The organism is Mycobacterium shottsii (genome assembly GCF_010728525.1).
Taxonomy (GTDB): Bacteria; Actinomycetota; Actinomycetes; order Mycobacteriales; family Mycobacteriaceae; genus Mycobacterium; species Mycobacterium marinum.
Genome location: NZ_AP022572.1, coordinates 1,866,274 through 1,888,169, shown reverse-complemented (window position 1 = coordinate 1,888,169; position 21,896 = coordinate 1,866,274). Strand labels below are relative to the sequence as shown.

At 66.3% G+C, this 21,896-nt stretch carries 21 protein-coding genes and 2 pseudogenes; 6 read left to right on the top strand and 17 right to left on the bottom strand.

The window, feature by feature from the left end:
* Positions 1 to 25: 25 nt before the first annotated feature.
* A pseudogene (locus tag G6N41_RS08840) lies at positions 26 to 1,046 on the bottom strand (NADP-dependent oxidoreductase).
* Positions 1,047 to 1,109: 63 nt separating this feature from the next.
* On the opposite strand from G6N41_RS08840, the gene G6N41_RS08835 reads away from it, so the two are divergent.
* Positions 1,110 to 1,838 carry a DUF3060 domain-containing protein gene (locus tag G6N41_RS08835; protein ID WP_198967152.1) on the top strand — a complete coding sequence of 243 codons (729 nt, stop codon included), beginning with the start codon at positions 1,110 to 1,112 and terminating at the stop codon, positions 1,836 to 1,838.
* A 47-nt stretch (positions 1,839 to 1,885) separates the two neighbouring features.
* Here the strand turns inward: G6N41_RS08835 and G6N41_RS08830 are convergent, their stop codons facing one another.
* The 4 genes from G6N41_RS08830 to G6N41_RS08815 all read right to left on the bottom strand — a co-directional run bounded on the left by G6N41_RS08830 (position 1,886) and on the right by G6N41_RS08815 (position 7,302).
* Complete coding sequence (locus G6N41_RS08830) at positions 1,886 to 2,272, bottom strand: hypothetical protein (protein ID WP_198967151.1); 387 nt, start codon at positions 2,270 to 2,272, stop codon at positions 1,886 to 1,888.
* 67 nt (positions 2,273 to 2,339) lie between these two features.
* Positions 2,340 to 3,794, bottom strand: a complete 1,455-nt coding sequence (locus G6N41_RS08825; RefSeq protein WP_198967150.1) for a DUF7159 family protein — start codon at positions 3,792 to 3,794, stop codon at positions 2,340 to 2,342.
* A gap of 221 nt (positions 3,795 to 4,015) precedes the next feature.
* Positions 4,016 to 5,905: an Hsp70 family protein gene (locus G6N41_RS08820; protein ID WP_198967149.1), complete on the bottom strand. Its 1,890-nt coding sequence runs from the start codon at positions 5,903 to 5,905 to the stop codon at positions 4,016 to 4,018.
* 152 nt (positions 5,906 to 6,057) lie between these two features.
* Positions 6,058 to 7,302, bottom strand: a complete 1,245-nt coding sequence (locus tag G6N41_RS08815; RefSeq protein ID WP_198967148.1) for a hypothetical protein — start codon at positions 7,300 to 7,302, stop codon at positions 6,058 to 6,060.
* A 59-nt stretch (positions 7,303 to 7,361) separates the two neighbouring features.
* Between G6N41_RS08815 and G6N41_RS08810 the strand changes: the two genes are divergently transcribed.
* Positions 7,362 to 7,868, top strand: a complete 507-nt coding sequence (locus tag G6N41_RS08810; protein WP_198967147.1) for a nuclear transport factor 2 family protein — start codon at positions 7,362 to 7,364, stop codon at positions 7,866 to 7,868.
* A gap of 8 nt (positions 7,869 to 7,876) precedes the next feature.
* Here G6N41_RS08810 and G6N41_RS08805 read toward each other — a convergent pair whose 3' ends face one another.
* Together G6N41_RS08805 and G6N41_RS08800 are read right to left on the bottom strand one after the other, a co-directional pair.
* On the bottom strand, positions 7,877 to 8,533 hold the full coding sequence (locus tag G6N41_RS08805) for a L,D-transpeptidase family protein (protein ID WP_036457184.1): 657 nt from the start codon (positions 8,531 to 8,533) through the stop codon (positions 7,877 to 7,879).
* A gap of 105 nt (positions 8,534 to 8,638) precedes the next feature.
* Positions 8,639 to 9,307, bottom strand: coding sequence for a phosphatase PAP2 family protein (locus tag G6N41_RS08800; RefSeq protein WP_020731572.1), 669 nt, complete (start codon positions 9,305 to 9,307; stop codon positions 8,639 to 8,641).
* A 56-nt stretch (positions 9,308 to 9,363) separates the two neighbouring features.
* Here G6N41_RS08800 and G6N41_RS08795 point away from each other — a divergent pair, with 56 nt between their 5' ends.
* On the top strand, positions 9,364 to 9,846 hold the full coding sequence (locus tag G6N41_RS08795) for a hypothetical protein (protein WP_198967146.1): 483 nt from the start codon (positions 9,364 to 9,366) through the stop codon (positions 9,844 to 9,846).
* On the opposite strand, the gene G6N41_RS08790 is transcribed toward G6N41_RS08795, so the two are convergent.
* Complete coding sequence (locus G6N41_RS08790) at positions 9,830 to 10,189, bottom strand: hypothetical protein (RefSeq protein WP_015354289.1); 360 nt, start codon at positions 10,187 to 10,189, stop codon at positions 9,830 to 9,832. The genes G6N41_RS08795 and G6N41_RS08790 overlap by 17 nt on opposite strands.
* An 86-nt stretch (positions 10,190 to 10,275) precedes the next feature.
* Between G6N41_RS08790 and bluB the strand changes: the two genes are divergently transcribed.
* On the top strand, positions 10,276 to 10,926 hold the full coding sequence (gene bluB / locus G6N41_RS08785; protein WP_198967145.1) for a 5,6-dimethylbenzimidazole synthase: 651 nt from the start codon (positions 10,276 to 10,278) through the stop codon (positions 10,924 to 10,926).
* 66 nt (positions 10,927 to 10,992) lie between these two features.
* Positions 10,993 to 12,390: a sulfatase family protein gene (locus G6N41_RS08780; RefSeq protein WP_198967144.1), complete on the top strand. Its 1,398-nt coding sequence runs from the start codon at positions 10,993 to 10,995 to the stop codon at positions 12,388 to 12,390.
* Between the two features lie 17 nt (positions 12,391 to 12,407).
* Here G6N41_RS08780 and G6N41_RS08775 read toward each other — a convergent pair whose 3' ends face one another.
* On the bottom strand, positions 12,408 to 13,199 hold the full coding sequence (locus tag G6N41_RS08775; RefSeq protein ID WP_198967787.1) for a trans-aconitate 2-methyltransferase: 792 nt from the start codon (positions 13,197 to 13,199) through the stop codon (positions 12,408 to 12,410).
* A 156-nt stretch (positions 13,200 to 13,355) separates the two neighbouring features.
* On the opposite strand from G6N41_RS08775, the pseudogene G6N41_RS08770 reads away from it, so the two are divergent.
* Positions 13,356 to 14,576 (top strand): annotated as a pseudogene (locus G6N41_RS08770) (alpha/beta hydrolase family protein).
* On the opposite strand, the gene eccE reads toward G6N41_RS08770, so the two are convergent.
* From eccE to G6N41_RS08730, 8 genes are all read right to left on the bottom strand, one after another.
* Positions 14,563 to 15,576, bottom strand: a complete 1,014-nt coding sequence (gene eccE, locus G6N41_RS08765; protein ID WP_198967143.1) for a type VII secretion protein EccE — start codon at positions 15,574 to 15,576, stop codon at positions 14,563 to 14,565. The pseudogene G6N41_RS08770 and the gene eccE sit on opposite strands and share 14 nt — an antisense overlap.
* Positions 15,566 to 16,990 carry a type VII secretion system ESX-3 serine protease mycosin MycP3 gene (gene mycP3, locus G6N41_RS08760; RefSeq protein WP_198967142.1) on the bottom strand — a complete coding sequence of 475 codons (1,425 nt, stop codon included), beginning with the start codon at positions 16,988 to 16,990 and terminating at the stop codon, positions 15,566 to 15,568. Before mycP3 ends, eccE begins: the two co-directional genes overlap by 11 nt.
* On the bottom strand, positions 16,987 to 18,405 hold the full coding sequence (gene eccD, locus G6N41_RS08755; RefSeq protein ID WP_198967141.1) for a type VII secretion integral membrane protein EccD: 1,419 nt from the start codon (positions 18,403 to 18,405) through the stop codon (positions 16,987 to 16,989). The genes mycP3 and eccD overlap by 4 nt, the downstream gene beginning before the upstream one ends.
* A gap of 71 nt (positions 18,406 to 18,476) precedes the next feature.
* A complete protein-coding gene (locus tag G6N41_RS08750; RefSeq protein ID WP_198967140.1) occupies positions 18,477 to 19,373 on the bottom strand; it encodes an ESX secretion-associated protein EspG in 897 nt (298 codons plus the stop codon).
* A gap of 8 nt (positions 19,374 to 19,381) precedes the next feature.
* Positions 19,382 to 19,672, bottom strand: coding sequence for a WXG100 family type VII secretion target (locus G6N41_RS08745; RefSeq protein ID WP_198967139.1), 291 nt, complete (start codon positions 19,670 to 19,672; stop codon positions 19,382 to 19,384).
* A gap of 28 nt (positions 19,673 to 19,700) precedes the next feature.
* The gene (gene esxG, locus G6N41_RS08740; RefSeq protein ID WP_198967138.1) at positions 19,701 to 19,994 is read right to left on the bottom strand and encodes a type VII secretion system protein EsxG; all 294 of its coding nucleotides are present in this window, start codon (positions 19,992 to 19,994) and stop codon (positions 19,701 to 19,703) included.
* A 36-nt stretch (positions 19,995 to 20,030) separates the two neighbouring features.
* Positions 20,031 to 21,584, bottom strand: coding sequence for a PPE family protein (locus G6N41_RS08735; RefSeq protein ID WP_198967137.1), 1,554 nt, complete (start codon positions 21,582 to 21,584; stop codon positions 20,031 to 20,033).
* 2 nt (positions 21,585 to 21,586) lie between these two features.
* Positions 21,587 to 21,895 (bottom strand): PE family protein, encoded by a 309-nt coding sequence (locus tag G6N41_RS08730; protein ID WP_198967136.1) that lies wholly within the window; start codon positions 21,893 to 21,895, stop codon positions 21,587 to 21,589.
* Position 21,896: the final 1 nt, after the last annotated feature.

Genomic DNA, 21,896 nt, shown 5'->3' with positions numbered 1-21,896 from the left:
CGAAGTCCACCAACCCCAAAGCGCCCTAGCCACTTGAGGGTTCGCCGAGCTTGACCAGCGTCTTGCCGATATTTGCCCCGGTGAACAATCCGTTAAGCGCATCTACGCAGGAGTCAATACCTTCGTAGACGGTCTGCCGATGCTTGAGACGCCCCTCGGCCTCCCATTTGCGCAGGTTGGCGAAGGCTTCGTCGAAACGGCCCCATTGATCGAGCGCGTTGAACCCCTGCATCAGCGCGGTCTTGGACAGCAGGTTGACGTAGTTGGCCGGCCCCGGATGTTCACCGGTCAGATAGCTAGAGATAACCCCGCACAGCACAACTCGGGCCTTGGGAACGAGCCGGCCCAGCACCGAGTCGAGGATCGGGCCGCCGACGTTGTCGAAATAGACATCGACGCGCCGGGGGGCAGCGCGCTTTGAGCGCCGCGTCCAAGTCGTCGTTCTTGTAGTCGATGCACGCGTCGAAACCGAAGTTCTCGACCACCGCCCGGCATTTCTCCCGCCCACCGGCAATGCCCACCACTCGGGCGCCGGCGATCTTGGCGATCTGCCCGGCGATCGACCCGGTGGCGCCGGCCGCGGCGGAGACCACCACGGTCTCCCCCGGCTGCGGCCGGCCGATGTCGGTCATGCCGAAGTAGGCGGTGGCGCCGGTGGGGCCGTACACCGACATGATCGCCAACTGGTCATCCTCGCCCGGAATCGGCGTGCTGAACACGTCGTCGCGGATGATCACGTACTCCTGAAACCCCGTCAGCGTGGTCACCACATCACCGACGGCGTAAGCGTCGCAACGTGATTCGACCACTTCGCCGATCCCGGCGTCCCGGATCACCTCGCCCAAACGCACCGGCGGCAGGTAGCCGGGCTGGTCATCGAGCCAGGTCCGTGCGGCGGCATCGATACCGACGTAGGTGGTACGCAGGAGCGCCTCACCGTCGGCCGGTTCGGGTGCCGGCATGGTGACCAGCATCGTGTCTCCGGGTTGGACCAGGCCGCTAGGGCGACGACGCAACACGATCTGACTGTTCAGCAAGTCCGACACATACCGAAACTACCCAAGGAAGAGGCCCTATTCGGCACGAATCCGGTGTGGGAGCATCTGTGCATGAATCCAGAGGATGACCCCGAAGCTCGGATCCGCCAGCTCGAGCAACCGCTGGCCGATGCGGCGCGCGCATCCGAACTGGGCAGCTCACAGCCGGCCGGCGAGTCTGCCTACCAGAACTACCAGGGTTATCAGGGTTACCAGGGTTATCCCGGTTACCAGCCGCCGCCGGGCTCGGTGCCACCGCCACCACCGACTTATGGCTATCAGCCGGCCTTCCCCGGGGCCACGCCGCGTTCGTCCTCGGGCAACCGGGCGTTCTGGATAATTGCCGCCGTTTTTGTCGTCGGCGTCCTGGGGGCGGTGGCAGCGGTCGCCCTGTTCGCGGTAAACCGGGTTTCCGAACCGTTCACAACTTTGTCGCCCGGCACCACGGTGATCTCTACCCCACCGGGGCCGATGTCCCCGGGGAACAAGACCCAAACCCCGACCGCCGAGCCATCGACGTCGGCCGGGCCGCCCGCGGGCAGCACGATCAGCGTTGTGGATGTCAACCAGAGCCAGACGATTACCTGCAATGACAACATCGTCAATGTCAGCGGAATGTCCAACACGGTCACCATCACCGGCCACTGCGCCAGCGTTTCGGTGTCTGGGCTGCAGAACACGGTCACCGTCGAGACCGCCGACCGCATCACGGCCTCGGGCCTCAACAACAAGGTGACCTACCAGTCGGGCTCACCCAAGATCAGCAAGTCCGGCAGCGGGAACGTCATCGAACAAGGCTGACCAGCACGGCACCAACATCTCGCGGGCCGGCACCGGCGCCGGACCGACTACTCGGGCTCGCCGGACGAGTCGTCCAGGACGCTGACCGCGATGCCGTACGGCAAGAAGCGGACCTTGCGCCTGGAATCGGTGTTGTCCTTGTTCGCCCGCAACGCGTCCAGTTCGGTCGCATAGACCTGTTCGACGCGGGCACCGCTATCGGCATCCACCGTGTAGATGGCCCACACGCCGTCGCCGGCTTCGCCCGCGGTTTCCGGCGCGGGGCGCCGGCGATGCCCGAGATCTTCGAAGATCATCGACCACGCGGGCCGGTCACCCGGGCCGGAGACGAACCTGCCGATTCGCTCGAACGCGTCGCGCAGCCCCTCACTTCCCTCCCTGATCACCCGATCGAAGTCGTCGGGATCAAATCCGAAACCACCGTTGTCGCCCACACCATCTCCTCGCGGTTCATGCCCTTGATGCCCAGTCTGCGCGCACCCAAGCCGATGCGCCACGTGCCTACGGCCCCGGTTCGGGCGGTGGCGGCTCGACCGGCGCCGGCTCCGGCGGCGGTGCTGGGGGTGGGGGCGGGTTGATCGGAATGGGAATCGACACGAACGGCAGGTGCAGGTACATCGTCATCGGGGCTTGGGTAGGCACCGGTGGGGCCGGGGCGGGTTCGGGCACCGCGACCGGCGGCGGCACTTCCGGGGCCGGGGCCTGCACCGGGGTCAGTGCCGGAGCCTGCGGGGCCGGAGTCCGCCGGGGCTGCGTCGCCGGCGCAATGTATTGCGGCGGTGGCTTGACCACCGTTGGGCGCGGCGCCCGCACCACCGGGGGTGGCTGTACCACCGACGGCGGGGCGGCCACCGGAACCGGGGCGGCCACCGGAACCGGGGACGCTGCCGGCGCCGGACCAGGGGCGGGCACCTGCGCGGGCGCCTTGGCCGGCACCGGAGCCGCCGTCTTCGGCGGAGCCGCCGGCGACGCTGGGGTCAGAACCCCTTCTCGCGGGCTTGGCTGGGTGGCCGCAGCGGGACGGACGTCCGAGGTGAGCGTCACCACCATCAGCCCAGCGGCAAAGGCGGCAATCCCCAGCATCGCGCTACCGGCCAGCACCAGCGGCCGGCGCCGGCCCTCGACGGCGTCTTCGCCGTCATCGGCGAGGGCACTGTAGGCCAGCGCGCCGGCGCCGCGGTCCGCGTTGGCGCAGACGTCGAGGTAGCTGGGGGCGAGCGCACGAGGATTCACCTCGCCGGTGCCCGGATCCAGCGCGTAGGCCAGCGCCGAGGTGGACGAGGCGAACAGCGGCGCATTGGCAGACGCCAGCGCCGCTCCCCGGGCCAGCGCCATGTCCGGCTCCTCGGGAACGCTCACCACCAGCGACGTCGCTGCCTCCAGCACGGGCTTGAGCGCGACGATGTCGACCCCACAGCCGACGACGAACACGCCCTCGGCCACCGACTGCGCGGTCGCCAGCCCGCCCACCAGCGAAGTCAGATCGGCCGCCGTGGATTCGGCGCCCAACGACCTGCGGTGCAGGTCGACGATCGAGCCGTCGCCGATGTCAACCACGGCCAGCGTCGCGCTGTCGGCCTCGACGAACAGCATCGCGATGTATTCGTAGTCGAGCACGCAGCCAACCGTCTGGGCCAGCGCGGCGGCGGCCAGCAGGGGCGAGACCAGCATGACGCTGCCGGCATCATGTCCGGCGAGTTCGGCACGCAGCGCCGCGACGTCGGTGGGGTCTGTCCAGGTCACGCCCGCCGACATCAGCCGGTAGCCGCCTTCGATCGCACCCTCGCGGGTGCCGATCAAGGCGGCCACCGCCGCAGCGGGCGCGCCTTGCGAGCGGTCGGCCGTGTCGAGCTCGAACGTGTCTTCCTCGACCGTCACCCCGTCCGCATCAATGCCTTCGACCAGCACCAAGCGAACCGCACCGGGCTCCATCGACACCCCAAGCACGATGTCCATAGCCCCTCCAAGCCGGGTGATAGCCAGCCATGGAGTCTGGGGCGGACGAGCGCACCGCGCGGGCCGCCGTCGACAGTCTTCGCGCCGCAATGCGGGTGCGACGAGTTACATCCGGATCAGCTGGCGCGTATGCAGTTTTGCCAGCTCAAACACTACTCGTCCGGGCCAGGACGCGGACCGATTCTGATCAAGCTCAAATCGGCCGGCGCTGCGGTGCTAGCTCAGGGGGTGCCGGGGCTCATGAAGGGGTTCTGCGGGCCGGGGTTCTGCGAGACGGGACTCGGCGGCGCCTGACTGGCCGGCACCCGGATGGGTATCGGGATCGGCAACAGCGGGACATGCAACCACTCCGTGGTCATCTTGACCGTCGAAGTGGTGCTCGGCGGCGCGGTCGTGGTTGGGGGCGCCGTCGTGGTCGGCGGCGGCGTGGTCGTCGGGGTGGTCGCCGCGGTGGTGGTGGGCGGCACCGTCGTCTTGGTGGTCGTCACCGGGGGCGCCACCGTGGTTGTCGCCGTTGCGACCGGACGCGGCGGTGGCGGCGGCGGCGCGACGCTGGTGGGAGCGGGCGCGGCGCTGGGCGCCCGTGCGGCGCTGGCGGGCGGTGGGACAAAGCTTGGCTCCAGCGCCTTGGGCGGCGCGGAGCTCGCGGCAATGGATCGAGATGGCGCCGGCAGCGGCCCCACACTGGGCACCACCGGACTCTGGCGGCGCTCGATGGCCGTCAACGTGAATGCCACGCCACCGATCGCGGTCATCGCCACCACGGCCGAGAGTCCGATCAGCACCTGGGACACCCGAAATCGCCGCCACGCCGGTTCTTTGAGCGGTTCGATCATGTTCAACCGCATCGACCAGCAGGGGCCCTCTTCGCTGTAGGAATCGCCCTCGAATCGCACCAGCCCTTCACTGGGAAAGTCGGTCTGTGACCAGGCCAATTCGCGATCGGTCAGGGCGTCCTGGTCGATCACCATGACGTCGCCGGCCGGCGGCTCGATCACGGTCGTTGCGGCGGTAGCCGCCGAAGCCGCCGAAGCCGCCGACAAAACGATCGACGTTCGGGTCCGGAAGTCGAGTTCCTTGCCGCGGGCGGCCAGCACCAGCGCACCGTTTGCCGCCGCGCACGCAGGTTCCGGCACGGCCAGCACGGGTAGCCTGGTATGGACGGAAAGACGTTGTGTGACGAGCGGAATACTAGCGCCGCCGCCAACGGTGACCACCGCCGAGAGATCGGCCCAGCTGGCGTTGTTACGGGCGAGCAGGTCATCGAACGCGTAGACGAAACCGGTGAGCTGATCCTGGATCAGGTCTTCTAGCTGATCTCGCGTGACTTGAATGGTCGCAGCGGATCCAGCGAGATCGACGGCCAATTCCGTTACCGCGTCGATGGACAACCGCTCTTTGGCCGCACGACACTGCTCTCTGAGTAGGCCGAGTTGACTGGCCGCGGCGGTCCCGGCCTGGTCGACGCCGTTGGGGCCAAGTTCCTCGATGACGTGCAGCATCAACGCCTGGTCGATCTGATTGCCCGAGAAGTCCTCGTAACGCATTGTGGCGCAGACGGGCTCGAAATCCGTCTTGGCCTCCATCAGCGTGACGTAGGAGGCCGAGGCACCGAAATCCAGCAGGCCCACGACCCCATCGGCCGGAATACCCAGTTCCGAGTTCGCCGCCGCCATCGCCGCCACCGCATCCGGGACCAGCCGAGGCGCCATGCCACTGCGGACAAAGCCGACGTGTGTCCGCAAGCCGTTACGCAGCGCCTGTACCGCTGTCGTTTTCCAGTGCGCCGGAACAGCAATCACAATTTCGGAGGAACTCGAATCGGCCCCGGCAGCAACAACCATCGCGTCCAGCGCCTCGACCATCAGAAGATCCGGATCATGAGCCGATCCGTCCGGAGACACCAATGCGACCGAGTCACCGATGCGCTCGACAAAGCCGCTCATGAAGGCGCCGGGCTGGTCCAGACTCGGGTTCTCGCCGAGCACACCAATTTTGGGGGCGCAGTGCGGGTACAGTGTGAGCACGGCACGGCGAATAACGGCAGGCTTACCGTTTGACGCCGCAACCAAGTTCATGGTCCCGATCGACAACCCCAGCGGGTCGTACATATGAGAATACTTTCGTCGAAAGGGTCGGTGGCCAGCGTTAACCATAGTCGTGAACGGGCCGTATATAGTTCCTTGCCAATCTGATTGGTATGCGCTCGAGGCCGTGTCGTCATCAAAAAGGTATAAACGCCACCTTGACAGGCGGCGCCAAATCAGACCACGGTGAGGGGCAGCGAACGCCTGGGCTGGAACTGAAACTGTGCACCATGACTTACCTTGGCTACCAACATCTCCGGCAGCTCGTCGGCCGGTTTTTCGGTTCGCACCAGCTCAGCAGTCCAGTCGGTGTTCGTCCCGGCCACCCGAACCTCGAGGTGGGGATCGACGGCGGTGGCGATCGCCTGCAGCGGCCGCACGGATTCCGGCGTGCACAGCGAAATCCATGCCCCGTCGTCGTGGGCCGGCGAGCGATGAACCAGCAGTCGGTCCGCAACCGTCTCGGCCACAACGTAACCAGTGGGATTGAACAGTGGATGCAGTTCGAACACCCGCAGCACCCCTTCGGCGCCGCCGGGTAGTCCCAGCGCCCGTTGAATACGTTCGGCGGCCAAACCGGCCACGCCGGTCAACTGGCGGGTGCCCACGGATACGGCCAGTTCGGCGTCCGCCCCGGCCCGTTCGCGCACCGCGATGCCGAACGACAGATTGAGCAGGTGCATCTGCAGACACACTTCCTCCGCCATCCGCACCAGCGCGGAGTGCGAGAAGGCGGTGAAGTCCAGATCGGACAGGAGCGCACCCGAGTAGTCCGCCAGCCCCTCCTCGGAGGGATCGATCGCAGCTAATTTCCAAGCGGCGGCCTTGGTTTCACGGACCACGTCCAGCGCCGGAATTCGCTTGACCTCGGGATAGGCCTCGTCGATGATGACCGTCCAGGCACAGTGCGGATGCCGGTCCGCTGGGCTACGGGGCGGGCGGTGAATCGGACGCACCTGGGCGAGTGGGTTGGTTGCGATCGCGGTCGCATCGAACGTCGGGTCCTCGATGGTGTGACACATCCCGAAGACGTACTCATCGCCCATTGGTTCGACGTCGAGCAGGGCGCCGCAATGGTCCAGGTGGAATTCACCGTGCCAGCGATCATGGAGCGCATAGCGGAAGTCCATGAACTGCGGCGGAGCGCCGATGTCCAGCTGGAGGCCTTTGAACTGGAGGCCTTTGAAGATGGTGGGCACGTCGGTGCCCTCGAAGTTGAGCGCCCGCTGCATGCGCTTGGTGTAGATCGGGCTGGCACCCGCCCATTCTTCGATGGCGATCTGCAGCATCTCCTCGCGGCCGAACGCCTGAATGCACCAAGCCATCCCCGAACGGTCGATCAACTGGCCGATCAGCAGCAGCTCAGGTACCAGGATTGCCAGCTCGCTGCGGGACAACCCCGCGTACCGGGATTGGCTCATACTCCCAAGGTAAGCCACCGCGGGCCGAGTCCAAAGACGCGGGGCGCGGTGGGCAGCAGTTGTGCTGCAATGGCGTGATGAGCCGAAACGATGTCTCGCCCGATGTCACCGCCGACATTGCCGCGATCCAACAGGTCAAATACCGCTACCTGCGCGCGCTGGACCCCAAGCATTGGGACGAATTCGCCGACACCCTGACCGAAGATGTCGTCGGCGACTACGGGTCGTCGGTCGGCACCGAGCTGCACTTCACCAACCGCACCGACTTGGTGGACTACATGCGCTCAGCACTGGGCCCCACCATCATCACCGATCATCGGGTTACCCATCCGGAAATCACCGTCACCGGCGATACGGCGACCGGCCGCTGGTATTTGCAGGACCGGGTGATCGTCGCCGAAGCCAATTTCATGCTCATCGGTGCGGCGTTCTACCGCGACCAGTATCGGCGCACCGCGGCCGGCTGGCGGATCAGCGCCACCGGCTACGACCGCACCTACGAGGCGACGATGTCGTTGGCCAATATCGGCTTTCAGGTGAAACCCGGTCGCGCTCTTGCCGATTGACCTGAGGGTCACTTGGCGATTGCGATCACCGCGCCGGGACGCAGCCAGCGGATGATCTGCACCAGCGTGGCATCGTCGATCGCCACGCACCCGGCGGTGGGGCCGCCGTCGGTGGTGTGAAAGAAGAACGCCGAGCCGCCCCCGGGAACCTTGTTCTTGTTGACGCCCATGACCACCGAGTGCTTGTACTGCGGAATCTGCAGGTTTTCGCTCGCGGCCGTGCTGAACGGACAGTCGGACTTCTTACACACCTGCATGGAGTTGAAGGTGGGGCTGTTGTCGTCGCCGCTCCACCAGTGATTGGGCCCGACTTGGGTATAGGGCAGTCCCCCACCGGGATTCGGGGCGGTGCCGAACGCGGAGTCGAGGCTGTAGACGCCCATCGGGGTTGCCGGATAACCGCTCTTGGCCTTCGGCGCCATCCCCGCCGAACCGACATGGGTGGTGATCCCGGCCTTGAGCGGCTGCCAGCCGGCGGTGGTGCGCTGATAGATATCCATCTTTGCGTTCGAGCCGCCGGTTGAGACCACCGAAACCACCTGGGTGGCGTTGCCGACCGAGTTGGCAAACCACGGATTACCCGCCGCCGCGGTCACCGGCGCGAGCCCTACCGCCACACCGACGGTGCACACTCCAGCGAACAGAACAGCTACCAGTCGACGCACCGTTTCATCGTCAAGGTTGCCAAACCTGAAGGTCAAGTATAGGTTTCGTTCCGGTTGGGTCACTGCTCCGAGATCACCCGGCGAAACCCGCAGCGCGGTAAGGCGTTAACCCGCGCTGACCAGCTCGGCCGGCTCCTGCTCAGCTACCGGGACCGGCCGAAGCACCCACAGCCAGAACAAGAAATACACGTAGCCCAGCGCCCAACCGGCGATCACGTCGGAGGGGTGGTGCACGTTCAACGCGACTCGGGATATCCCGACCAACAACACGCTCAGCGCACCCACGACCACTGCCAGGATGCGCATCCGGTGCACCCGGATCATGGGAAGCAGGAAGGTCAGCATCGCCAGGACACTGGCCGTGAGCTCCAGGGCGTGCCCCGACGGGAACGAGGCGGAATGCGCAGCGACGAGCTTGGTCACCGGTCGCGGCCGGTCCGCCAGTCCCTTGGCGATCATGGTCACGATCCAGTTCAACGGCACACAGGCCAGTAACAGCAGCGCCATCCGCATCTTGCGCTGCACCAGCGCGATCGTGATCGCCACCAAGCCGACGATCCGCGTGGTGATCGGGCCCAGCACAAACGAGACGGCGAACCAGAAGTTGACCCATGCCGGGTGCTTGACCCCAATGTCATGGGACGCGTTCAACAACGACCAGTCCATGGCGTGCAGCCAGCCCCAGTCCTGGCGATAGCCGATCCACATCAGTGCGTAGACAACGATGGCGGCCAGGGCGAGCAGAAGAGGCAAAGTCATTCGTGGGCGGGTCATGCTCAACGGATACCAGCATCGATGCAGCGCCGCGAAAACGGGCCCATACTGGCGGCATGGCGGTGATCATTCGGCGGCTGTTCGGCATCGGCAAGCTCAGCGAGGATTTTCGGGCTCAGGTCGAGGCCGAAGGGCTCATCTACCTCGAGGAGTATGTTCCGGTCACCAGGCGATTTACCGGAACCATCCCGGGCGTGCGGGCCTCACACAGCGTCGCGAGCTATCCGGGCGCCTTGGCGTTCACCCAGGAGCGGGTACTGGGCACCCTCTCCTCGCTGCCCAAGCTAGCCGGCCGGGCCATCGACGTGCGCTGGGACGCACCCCACAGCGGCGCCGCGACGGCCGAGATCTCGTCGACGGGGGTGCAGGTCGATATCGATGTCGCCAAGGTCGACCCGCGGTTTCACGGCGACCTCTCGCTGCACTTCAAAGCGGACATCCCCGGGGACGTGCTGGCCCGGCTGCCGCTGCGTTCACTCGCCTTCGACGTGCCGCCGGAGTACGTCTTCCGCGCGGTCGGGGTTACCTACAGTCCCTGATGGTGATGTCGGGCCACGGCGGACGCCGCAGCACCGCGAGGCTGCCGATCACCGCCGCGAACAGGCCGGTGAGCACTCCGACCAGCGCGATGCGGTTCGCATCGACGGCAGGCACCCATTTCGCGTCGCCGCCGTGGATGACGAACACGCCGATCGGTACCGCAGCCAGCCCGTAGGGCTGCCCGGAGTCGGCGTCCGGGCCGCGGCGGAGCCGGCCGCGGCCTTCCTGGATCTTGGCCACCGGAATCACCGTCGCACCGTCGGGGGTGACGTGTGGCTCGCCATAGACACGTCTGACCGCCGGGTCGGCGGGCAGGTCGTCGAAAACATCGGGAACCTTCACGGGCCACCCTTTCGTTTGTCTGCCTTCGCAATGCTCGTCTTAGTGTTCGTACTTCTTCCTAGTCTTCACATTTCTACGATGGCTGTGTGGCTGACTACGCATTCACCGCCCAAGAACGGCAAGCGGTGTATCGCGTGATCACCGAGCGGCGGGACATGCGCCGCTTCGTCCCGGGCGCCGTGGTGCCCGAGGACGTGCTGACACGCCTATTACACGCCGCGCACGCCGCACCCAACGTGGGCCTGATGCAGCCCTGGCGGTTCATCCGGATCACCGACACGGGGCTGCGCAGACGCATCCACGCCCTGGTCGACGAGGAACGGGCGCTGACCGCCGGGGCGCTGGGCGAGCGGGCCGAGGAATTTCTCGCACTGAAAGTCGAAAGCATTCTCGAGTGCGCGGAGCTGATGGTGGTGGCCCTGCGCGACGGGCGCGACGGGCACATCTTCGGACGGCGAACGCTGCCGCAGATGGATCTCGCCTCGGTGTCCTGCGCGATCCAGAATCTGTGGCTGGCCGCCCGCGCCGAAGGCCTGGGCATGGGTTGGGTGTCGCTGTTCGACCCGCATCGGTTGGCGGGTCTGTTGCAGATGCCCGACGGGGCCGAACCGGTGGCAGTCTTGTGCCTGGGCCCGGTGCCCGAGTTTCCGCAGCAGCCGGCGTTGGAGCTGGACGGATGGGCCGTTGCGCGGCCACTGCCGGAGTTCGTTTCGGAGAACCGGTGGGAACAGCCGTGACCTTCGGCGCATCCGCTGCACCCGGTATCGTCGCCGCCGCGAGCGGGCTGAAGGGGTGAGGCCAAGATGACGGGTGCGGGCAGCGGCAGCAACGACGGCGGGCAAAATGTGCTGATCGTGCACTGGCACGATCTGGGGCGCTACCTGGGCGCCTACGGCCACTGCGATGTCGACAGCCCGCGGTTGGACCGGCTCGCCGGCGAGGCAATCCTGTTCACCCGCGCCCACGCCACCGCCCCGCTGTGCTCGCCGTCGCGCGGCTCGCTGTTCACCGGCCGCTACCCGCAGAGCAATGGCCTGGTAGGTCTGGCCCATCACGGCTGGGAGTACCGCTCCGGTGTTCGGACCCTGCCCCAGTTGCTCGGTGAACATGGCTGGCATTCAGCGCTTTTCGGGATGCAACACGAGACTTCGCAGCCGAGTCGACTGGGCTTTGATGAGCTGGACGTCTCGAATTCTTACTGCGACTATGTGGTGGACAAAGTGCAGAACTGGCTGCATGAGGGCGTCGCAGCCCTTGCCGGGCAGCCGTTTCTGCTCACCGCCGGGTTCTTCGAAACTCACCGCCCCTACCCGCACGAACGCTACGAGCCCGCGGACAGCTCGACCGTCGACCTGCCCGACTACCTGCCCGACACCCCGAGAGTGCGTCAGGATCTTGCGGATTTCTATGGTGCCATCACCACCGCGGACGCGGCCGTCGGCCGCATCCTGGACACGCTCGAGCAGACCGGGCTGGACGCCAGCACCTGGGTGGTATTCCTCACCGATCACGGCCCGGCCTTTCCCCGCGCCAAGTCGACGCTGTATGACGCCGGTACCGGCATTGCAATGATCGTCCGTCCGCCCAAGCGCCTGGCGGTGCCACCTCGGGTCTATGACGAATTGTTCAGCGGGGTCGACCTGCTACCAACCTTGCTGAGCCTGTTGGGAATCGACATCCCCGCCGATGTCGAAGGCCTCTCCCACGCGCACGCGCTGATCTCGCCTAAAGCCGATGCCGGTGGCCGGCCGGTTCGTGAGCATGTCTACACCATGAAGACCTACCACGACTCGTTCGATCCCATTCGGGCTATCCGCACCAAGGAATACAGCTACATCGAGAACTACGTCTCGCGGCCAATGCTGGATTTGCCCAAGGACATCGAGGAAAGCCCGTCCGGGCTGGCGGTCGCACCCCTGGTTTCATCACCGCGACCGGCGCAAGAATTGTATGACCTGCGCAGCGACCCCACCGAGACCACCAACCTGCTGGCCGGCGAGGGCGCCGCGTCCGCGGATACCGTCGCGGCCGAACTGGCGGCGCTCCTCAACAATTGGCGCCAGAGCACCGGGGACGTGATCCCTTCGGATTTCGCCGGTTCCCACATCGCGGCGCGCTATACCGAAACCTACCTGAAGAGCCATCAGCCGACGCCACGCGAGGACTCGTCAGCCGCAGCGGACCGTGACATCGAAAGCTAAGTCGCACGAGACAATAACTAGGAAACGTCAGCGGAGCGGCGGGCGCCACCCACCTCGGCCACGATGAACAGCCGCCGGAAGGGGAACATGGTCGTGCCATCGGACCGCGGCGGATAGGCGTCATCCAACAGCGGAATCAGTTCTTGGCGGAACTGTTCCCAGCTCACGTCGTCGAGCCGTTCCCGCACCGGAACCAGCGCGGTGCCGGTAATCCATTCCAGCACCGGATTCTTGCCGGTGAGCTGGTGTAGATAAGTCGTCTCCCAGGCATCGACCTTACATCCGGCGTCCATCAACAAACCTGCGTAGTTTGCCGGTGAGCCGACCACAGCGCCAACCCGAAATGGTACGTCGCGCATCAGTTTTGCATAGGGTTCGCGGCGGGACAGCGCACGCACCACGGCGTGCGACGGTGTTTCGAAGTTCCCCGGAACCTGAACCGCGATCCACGATCCGTGCGGCAGCTCCGTTGCCCACTGGACCATCAGGTCGGCGTGTTCGGGCACCCAGTGCAACGCGGCGCTGCTGATCACCACATCGGTGTCGGGCTTCGGCTTCCACGTCCGCAAGTCGCCTGTAGTGGCATCGATTCCACGTTCCCGGGCGGCCGCGACCATCTGCGGCGAACTGTCCCACGCTTCGATGATCGCCTCGGGCCAGCGTCGCGCCAGGTATCGGGTCAAGTTGCCCGGTCCGCAGCCGAGGTCGACCACTCGGCGCGCCCGTTTGGCACCTATCCGCGAGACCAGGTCATAGAACGGGCGGCCGCGATGATCCGCAAAGGCTAGGTAGACGTCGGGATCCCACATATCGGTCCTCCTGATCAACACCGTCGCCAGCTGGGTGCCATAGGACAAACCTACTTACCGAAAACGCCCCTAACACGCACCCAAACCCACGCAGAAATTGACGATACTGTCGGAACAACCCACACTCTGGGATATCGACGCGATAGCATCGACGGGATGTCGGAGATTTCGGAGACGTCCGGGACTTCTGAGGCCGATCCCATTGATCCGCCGGTCCCGATTCCCGATGTGCCCGGCGGGGAAGCCGGTGCCGAAGGCCTGCCCCCACTGTAGGCGCTGTCGCTTCGGCAACGCCTCGTTGTCGAGTCATCGGCAGTCGGCTATATCGCGCTGCGCACCTACGCGTCCTCACTGCTGTCCACCACCGTGGCACCCGCCGTGGTCGCTCACGCACTGCGCCGCCTCGATTCCGGTGGTGAGCGGGCAAACCTGAATTTCTATGCCGAGCTCGCGGCCGAACACGACCCGCGCAAGTCCTTTCCGGCGCCCACCGAATTGCCCAGGATTTCGGCCCGCCCGGCCAGCCCGCTGGCGGAGTGGATCGCCCGTGGCAGCGTCGATGACATCTCGTTCACCAGCGGCTTTCGCGCAATCAATCCCAACATGCGCCAGCACTGGAGCGCACTGACCTCCAACAACGTCGTACGCGCACAACACTGGCGCCACGACGACGGGCCACGGCCCACCCTGTGCGTCATTCATGGCTTCATGGGGTCGTCGTACTTGCTCAACGGACTCTTTTTCTCACTGCCGTAGTATTACCGATCCGGCTATGACGTGCTGTTGTACAAGTTGCCTTTTCATGGGAAGCGAGCCGAAAGATTCTCGCCATTTAGCGGTTTCGGATTCTTCGCAAGCGGGTTGAGCGGTTTCGCCGAGTCGATGGCCCAAGCGGTGTACGACTTCCGGTCTATCGTGGACTACCTGCACCACACCGGGGTCACGCGAATAGCACTGACTGGCATATCGATGGGCGGCTATACCTCCGCGCTGGTGTCGTCGGTCGAAAACCGGCTAGAGGCCGTGATCCCGAACTGTCCGGTCGTCACACCAGCAAAGCTATTCGAGCAATGGTTCCCGGCCAGCAAACTGGTCCGGCTCGGACTGTGCCTGTCCAGCATCAGCCGCGGCGAGCTGGATGCGGGGCTGGCGTTTCACAGCCCGCTGAACTACCTGCCGCAACTACCCAAGCACCGCCGGATGATCATCGCCGGCCTGGGCGATCGGATGGCTCCACCCGATCACGCGGAAACGCTTTGGGAACACTGGGATCGCTGCGCGCTGCACTGGTTTCCCGGCAGTCACGTGCTACACGTGAGTCAGTTGGACTATCTGCGGCGGATGACCGCGTTCCTGGGCGACTTCATGTTCGACTAGCGGTTTCGGTCGGCGCAGCGCGGTGCAACCCGGCACCCGGGGTGGACCACACCAGCCGCATCAGCAGGTTCTCCGGCGCGTCGGCGTACCCGTCGAGCGCACGGGTGGAGGACAGTTCCATGGCCGCAAGCGTGGGCCCATGGTTTCCCCGTTGCGGGATCAAGGTGGCCAACGGTGCTGCGACGGCCGGTTGCTCATCGGTGCGGAATGCGCACGCGGCGGCGACCGAATAATCGGCTCCCGACCGACCGCGCGCGGCGATCTCGATGGCCATCCAGGTTTCCAACGCCGGATGCGACCAGATCTCGGCCAGTGTGTCGGGCAGCGCAGCGTCCACAATCACCCGATATGAGGCCAGATACTCCGAGTCGCCGTGCTGCACGCCCCGCCAGGTCTCGCGGAGAGCGTGATCGGAGTCGGGATCCAGCAGCGACGGCAAGTCCTCGGCCGCGACCAAGCTGACCTCCCAGCCGATCTCGCGCAGGTGATCAGCGAGCCGGCGGGCGGTAACCCGGGCGGTCTCGTGCAACGGGATGCGCGCTGCGCGAGCCTGCAGCGCCGCCAGGTTGGTGGCCGCCGAAACCGTCAGTCCGATCCAGGTCTGAGTTTCACCCGACCCGGTGGTGCGGCCGGTGATGCGAATCGCGTCAACGCGGATGCCGTAGCAGTTCAGGTATCGAGCTATTACCGGCAGCGGCAGCACGTCGATGTCGGAGACCGGCGGCCCGATGCGCAATGTCACCGTCGTGCTGGTGTCGGCTTCGGCCCCTGGCTCAGCGGGCCGACGGCGCATCATCGCCACTCGCCGGTGCAGGATGGTTGTCAAGTAAAGCCCGCGCCACCAGGCGAAGAGCACGATCACGACGAAGGCGGCGATGCCGATCAGCCAGTAGTCCCTGCGGCAATGCCAGGGATAGGCCATCACGGCGGGCACCACCGCGAGCAGCGCCAGGGTGATCCGCCCCGAACCCGGCCGAAGTATAGATCGATCAAAGCTCACGCGCAGTCCTTCCTTCGGCGTCCTTGCGTCGGCGCGCTATTGCCACGATCGCCGCTACACCCGCAACGAGCACCGTCAAGGCGGCGGCGCCGGCGAAAGCCACGTTTCGTGGGGTGGTGTTCCGCGGCTGCGGTGCCGGCGGAACTGACACCGGCTTTGCCGGTGCCACCTGCGGCGCACCCCCGTCGGCGGCAGGCAGCTCCCAGGTCAGCGCCGCCGCTGGGTCCAGAATTCCGCCTCCGACGACGTTGGACGGATCCCTGGCACCGTTGTGTGCCGTGGCGGTGAGGCGATGCATCACCTGCGCCGCGGTCAGTTCGGGATACTTGCTGCGGACCAGTGCGGCGACGCCGGAGACGTAGCCCGCCGCGTAGCTGGTGCCGCTGAGCGGCGTCAGTTGCTGGCGCTGGTTGGGCAGGCCGTTGGCCAGACCACCGCCGTCAGCGTTGGTCACCGAGACGATGTTTTCGCCGGGAGCGGCGATGCCCACCCACGGCCCGGCCATGGTGAACTTCGACGGCTGTCCACCCGCAGTCAACGATGCCACCGACAGCACGTAGGGCTGCCACAGCGACGGGATCGACACCGAGGTGACGCCGGCCCAGTTGCGCGGATCGTCCGGATGGCTCAGGTCGGTCAGCGGATTGGACTCACACGAGCCGCCGCTGCCCGAGCCACCAGCTCCGCTGTTGCCGGCGGCGGCCACAATCACCACGTCCTTGTCCACGGCCGCATAGCGGATCGCGGCGCCGAGCGCGGCCTGGTCGACCTGGCGGTCCGCCGGCAGACAGGTGATCGAGGAAATGTTGATCACCCGCGCGCCCCGGTCGGCGGCATGCACAATGGCCCGCCCCAGGGCCGCGACGTCGATCGTCGCTCGCTCCACCGAAGGATCCCCGCCGCTCGAGCGGGCCGAGAACTTGTCCGATGTCACTCTGATGGACAGCAGGCGTGCCGCGGGTGCCACGCCCGAGAAGCCGTCGTTACCGGGCTGGCCGGCGACGATCCCGGCGACCAGGGTGCCACGGCCATCACAGTCGGTCAGCCCGTCCGTCGAATCCACGAAGTCGCCACCGGCATCGACGTTGGGTAGCCGTGGGCCCGGCTGCACGCCGGTGTCCAGGATTGCCACCAGCTGACCTTCACCACGCGAAAACTGCCATGCGGCAGGAAGGTTCAGCATCGCTTGGCTGGCTCCCGGGACGCTGATGTCGGTACCGGGGATCAGCCCCGAGACGCTGCACGCGCCACGTTGCTCCATCGTCTGCACGGGCCCGAGGGTGCCGCTTGGCGGCTGAACCGAGTCATCAACCACCGGAGGGCTGATCGCCGATACCGGCGGCGCGGCCCACAGCGCACCCGTGGTGAAAATGGCCAGAATTGCTGTGAGGCAGGCCGAACCGGCCCGCTTCATCGATTGAGCACCGAGGTGAACAAGCCCACCAGATACGCCATGACCGGGATGAGCGACGCGTCCAAGCCCGCGGCGAGGAAGCCCAACAGCCGCCGCAGCGGCAGCGAGTAGCTTTCCGGCGAGCCGATGACGGGATTCAGTGCGACCACAACCCAGGCCACCGCCAGCACCGCCAGCACCACCAATGCGCCGAAGGCAGCAATGAAGTGGCCGGTCGCGGCGTAGAGCACCAACAGCGTCCCGCCTACCAGATAGGGCTGGGTGAGCAGCCATGCCTTGCAGGCGGCCGAATCCCAAATCCGGGCGCGCAACGTGGCGGTCGCCGCGGTTGCCGCGACCACGTACCAGCCCAGAGCGCTCACCGTGTCCGAGCGCAGCGCGATTGCCACCGACCCCAGCACGCTGAGCAGTACGGCCGCGGCGATGAAACCGCTCTGGTGGGCGTCACTGACCCGCACCCGCCGCGGCAGGTCTTCCAACACTCGCAGCGATGGAGCCGACGGGGTGGGGTCCCCCGGCGCCGGGATCACCGGCAACGGGAAGCGCGCCCACACCGCGGAGAGCTGAGCAGCCTGGATGGTGACCAGCAGCGCCGACACGATCAACCCGCAGCCAATGCTCGACACCGGCAGCTGCCAGAGCAGTTCGGCACCGGCCGCAAGCAACAGCGCGGCCCCGACCACAGCCACGGCGGTGAACAGCGCGACGATGCGCTCACGCTGCTCACCGGGAACCATCAGACAGATCAGCGACCAAGCGGTCACGCCGGCGGCCGCGAGCAGCACCTGCGCGGCACCAAACGATCCGGGCACCGCCAGCGCCAGCGCCGCGCCGACGGGCGCCAACGCGGCGATCGACAATGCGATACCGGTTAGTGGCGAACGGGCGCCCAACAGCAGACCGGCCAACGCCATGGCCACCGCGATCACACTGACGATGAGCAGTCCGGCCAGTGCACCGGTGGCCGCCCGGTAGGCGACCGCCAGGCCGGATCCCGCCAGCGCCACACCGATCAACGCCGCCAGCGCGCCGCGTTGCAGATGCCGGGCGTCCCAGGGCCGCAACCGCGAAGTCGAGAAGATCATGGCCGCGTCGGCGATGTCCTCGACGATTCCCGGCGCGGCCGGACCGGTGGGTACCGGCTGCAGCACGAGCAGATCGCCGTCGACCACCCCGACGGTGTCCAGGCTGGCGTCCAGGCTGAACGGCGCCCCACCGACGGGCGCCAGGCTCAGATGTCCAGCTATGCCCAGGTCGGCCGATCCAGCGTCACCGTCTTCGGCCACCGGAATCACCAACCGCTGTACGGCAGGCAGGATTTCGCGTAGCGGTAGCTCCGCGGGCAGCGCAACTTCCGTCAGCCGGCTGTCCGCCAGAATCGCGACGCGGACGATCGGCATGACGGTGCCGGACATCATTGGGCCCTCGAAAGGCGCTGCGGCCGTTGCTGGGACATCATGCTCTCTTTCTCATTGCTAGGAGGTCACTAGGAGGGTTGACTCGAGAAATCTCGGGACAACCTTTGGCCGGGGAACCACTGGCCGTCCGGCAGGTTGGCGATCAGTTGGTCTATCGCGACCGCTGTCGCGAAGGGAGTCCCGGCGCTGAAGGTGGAGACCCATTCCCCGTCGAAGGCGCGCGACGGGCTGACCAGCACTCGCCCCGCGGTGGTATCGACGATGCTCAGGCCGACGTCGGTGGTGGTGTGCTCGCCGTCGCGATTGCAGCCGGCGACAATCTCGACGTAGCTGCGCGGCCCGGAGAAGACGGCCTGGACCACCGGCCGCGCCGAAACTGGAATGCCGAGGTAGTCGAGAACCTCGTCGAGCGACTCGCCGGAGCGCAACCTCTCATCGGCCCTGGCACCGACCCGCATCGGCATGCTGAATTCCTCGAAGCGGGCCGGCGGCCGGGCCGACAGTCCGACCCCGAGCACCGGAACCAGCACCCTGGGGTCGTCGATGTCCATTGCCGTGAAGGTGACCAATTGGGCATTACGCAGCGCGACAACGGTGTTGAAGCTCGGGTGGGCCTTGCCGGCCTTGCCCATGATTCCGGCATTTTGCGCCACGATGCCACGCAACAGATCCTCGCCGCCGTTGCCCGTGCCTGGACCCACGTAACGCAGGTCCAGCCACCGCTCGGGAAAGCAGACCACTTTGATCCACTCGGCCACCGCCGGATTGACCACACCGTCCGAGGACAACAGACCTAGCTGGGTCAGCTCATCTCGTTGCCGCGCGAAAAAGGCACTGCGCTGGGCCTCATCGCTGTAGGGCGTGGTGATCGCGAGCACCCACGGAAAGGTGCCCGCGCCAACCATCTCCGCAATAAACCACGCGTTCTCGACCGTGAGTTCAACTGCGTTGGGCATTGACTCCATTTAAAGGATTAGCCGCCCCATTTTGCGGCTTCGGACGTGTCGCGAGCCAGCATGGCCATGGTGTTGGCTTCGTGGGTTCTAGACATCGACTGGTAGGCCCGCACCAGGTCTTCCATCGCCTGGTTCCACTGTGCCTGCCACGCCTGGTAGGTCACCCCGGTGTCACCCTGCCAGGCGCTGGACAACGCGGCCTGCTCGGCGGAGATGTCGGCACCCAGCCCCTGCATCGTGCCGGCGTAGCCCGACATGTCCCCGGCGTGGGCCAGCATCGCCGGGTAGTTGTACATGATCTGTGACATCACAAACCCTTTCGTTCTATGACTGGACTCAGAAACCGGTGTACGCAGAGGCGGCCGCAGCGTCGGCAGCCACATAGGTGCCGGCGGCTTCGCCCATGTTCGTCTGCGCGATATCCAGCAAGGTGTTCACCTTGGCGGCTGCCGCAACGAAACGCGCGTGGGCGGCCTGAAAAGATGCCGCGGACTCGCCCTGGTGAAACGCCTGCGCCGACAGCGCAGCCTGCTCGGCCTGGCTGATGATGTGGCGCATCAATCCGGCCTTCGCGCCAAACGCTGCCTGCGACGCCACCAACTGTGGAATGTGTGCATCCAAAAGACTCATAACTATCTCCTTGTCTCCTCTCGGCGTGGGTTTCGGTCACTCACTTTGTAAACCGTCTTCTCTCCCTTCCTGGGGGCTGTCCCAGCTGCCCGGCACCATCGGCATCCGGGGACCGTTTCCAAATTCGTCCACCACGAGCCCCGTCAGGCCCGCGGCCTGCAACACCGCCTCGGTGGATACGGTGCCGGCGAAGCCGAATTGCCCGGCCCCACGCTCGGACGCCCGTGCGGCGTCGTCGGTCACCGCCGGCCCGGTGACACCATTTGCGTCCATATCCAGGAATTCGTCTCCGTAGTCCCGCATTTCGGTTCGCCGACGTCGCCGGCTGCGCGCGGAGGCTCGGCTGGCCGCCGCCGCGCCGGCCGCCGGGATGGTCGCCGCCGGCGCCTTGGCACCGCTTCGACCGCCTACCGTTGGCCCCAGGCTGGGACCCCAATCACCGCTGCCACCAACGGCATAGAGAAAACTCGCCGGCGCCGGAGCCGCCGGGCCCGGTGGCGCACTTCCGGGTGCGCCGGCGCCGGCGCCCGATGCAGGAGCCCCCGCGGAGCCGGTGCCCGGCGAAGCGAGGCTGGCCGCCGGGAACACAGACTTGGCAGTGACGGCCGCGGCGGCCAGTGGCGCGGCCGCGGCCGGCACCTCCGCCGCAATCTGGATGGGCGTGAACGCTATGGCGCTCAAGGCCAGACCCAGCGCCGCCGGCAGCAGGAAAGGAGAACTCAAGATCAGGGCCCAGGTCGGCCAGCCGACGAGGTTGAAGAAAATCTGATAGCTCAACGCGAACAACAGTGGGCCGTAGGTGATGATGGCCTGCAACGGGTTGGTCAGGAACGCGATGATGATTTTGATCGTGTTTCCGATTGGGTCCTGCAGGAATTCCCAGATCAAATCGAACATCCAGGTGTTGAACCCGGTGTAGGCATTCCACAGATATTGCAGCAACTGCCAAAGCAACTGCCAGGGGTCAGAGCCCCCTGCCGCTGCGGCACCGGACTGCGCCTGGGCCGCGTCGGCGGCAAGGTGAGCCACCTGCCCACCGCCGGGGTTGACCACCTTCGGCGGCGGACCGGTGCGCGGCGCCGAGGCCAGCGCCGCACCCGCAGTCGCCTGATACAAACCCATGGTGGTAGCGGCCTGCACCCACATCCGGACGTAGTCGGCTTCATTGAGCGCGATCGGAATCGCATTGAGCCCAAAGAAGTTCGTTGCGACCAGGACACCGTGCAGGGCGTGATTTGCGCCCAGCTCGGTGAGCGTCGGCATTGCCGCCAACGCGGCCGAGTAGGCCACCGCAGCGGCCTCGTGCTCGGCCGCCTGGCCGGCACCATCGGCGCTGGCCTGCAGCAGCCATGCCACATACGGAAGATGCGCGGCCACGTACTGGAAACCGCTTGGCCCCTGCCAGGCTCCCGCTTGCACCGCCGCCAGTACCTCACTGAGTTCCGCCGCCGTCAAGGCATACTCGGCGCTGAGCGCGCTCCAGACTCCGGCCGCTGCAAGCAGCGAAGCCGGGCCGGGACCGCTACTCAGCATCGCCGAATGCACCTCGGGTGGCGACGCAATCCAGATAGGACCGGCGGCAACAGCCATTGTCAGGCGCCTGCGATCCCGTAGGTAGCAGCGGCAACCGCATCGCCGGCGAGATAGCTCACGCCGGACTCACCAACGCCGAGACCGGCTCGTCCCAACTCTTCGACACCCTCGGCCGCCACCGCAGCGTGCTCAATGCCTTGGGCGCTGAACCCGGCCGCGGTCTGCAACGACACCGGATCGACCGCGGCGGGCACCACCGCTGAGATCACTGGGGATGCGCTTGCGTGCGCAGCCGCCAGCCGGGCCGTCAGCGCTTCCACCGCAGCACTAGCCGCGTCCAATCCCTCCGGAACCACTCGCAACGTCATG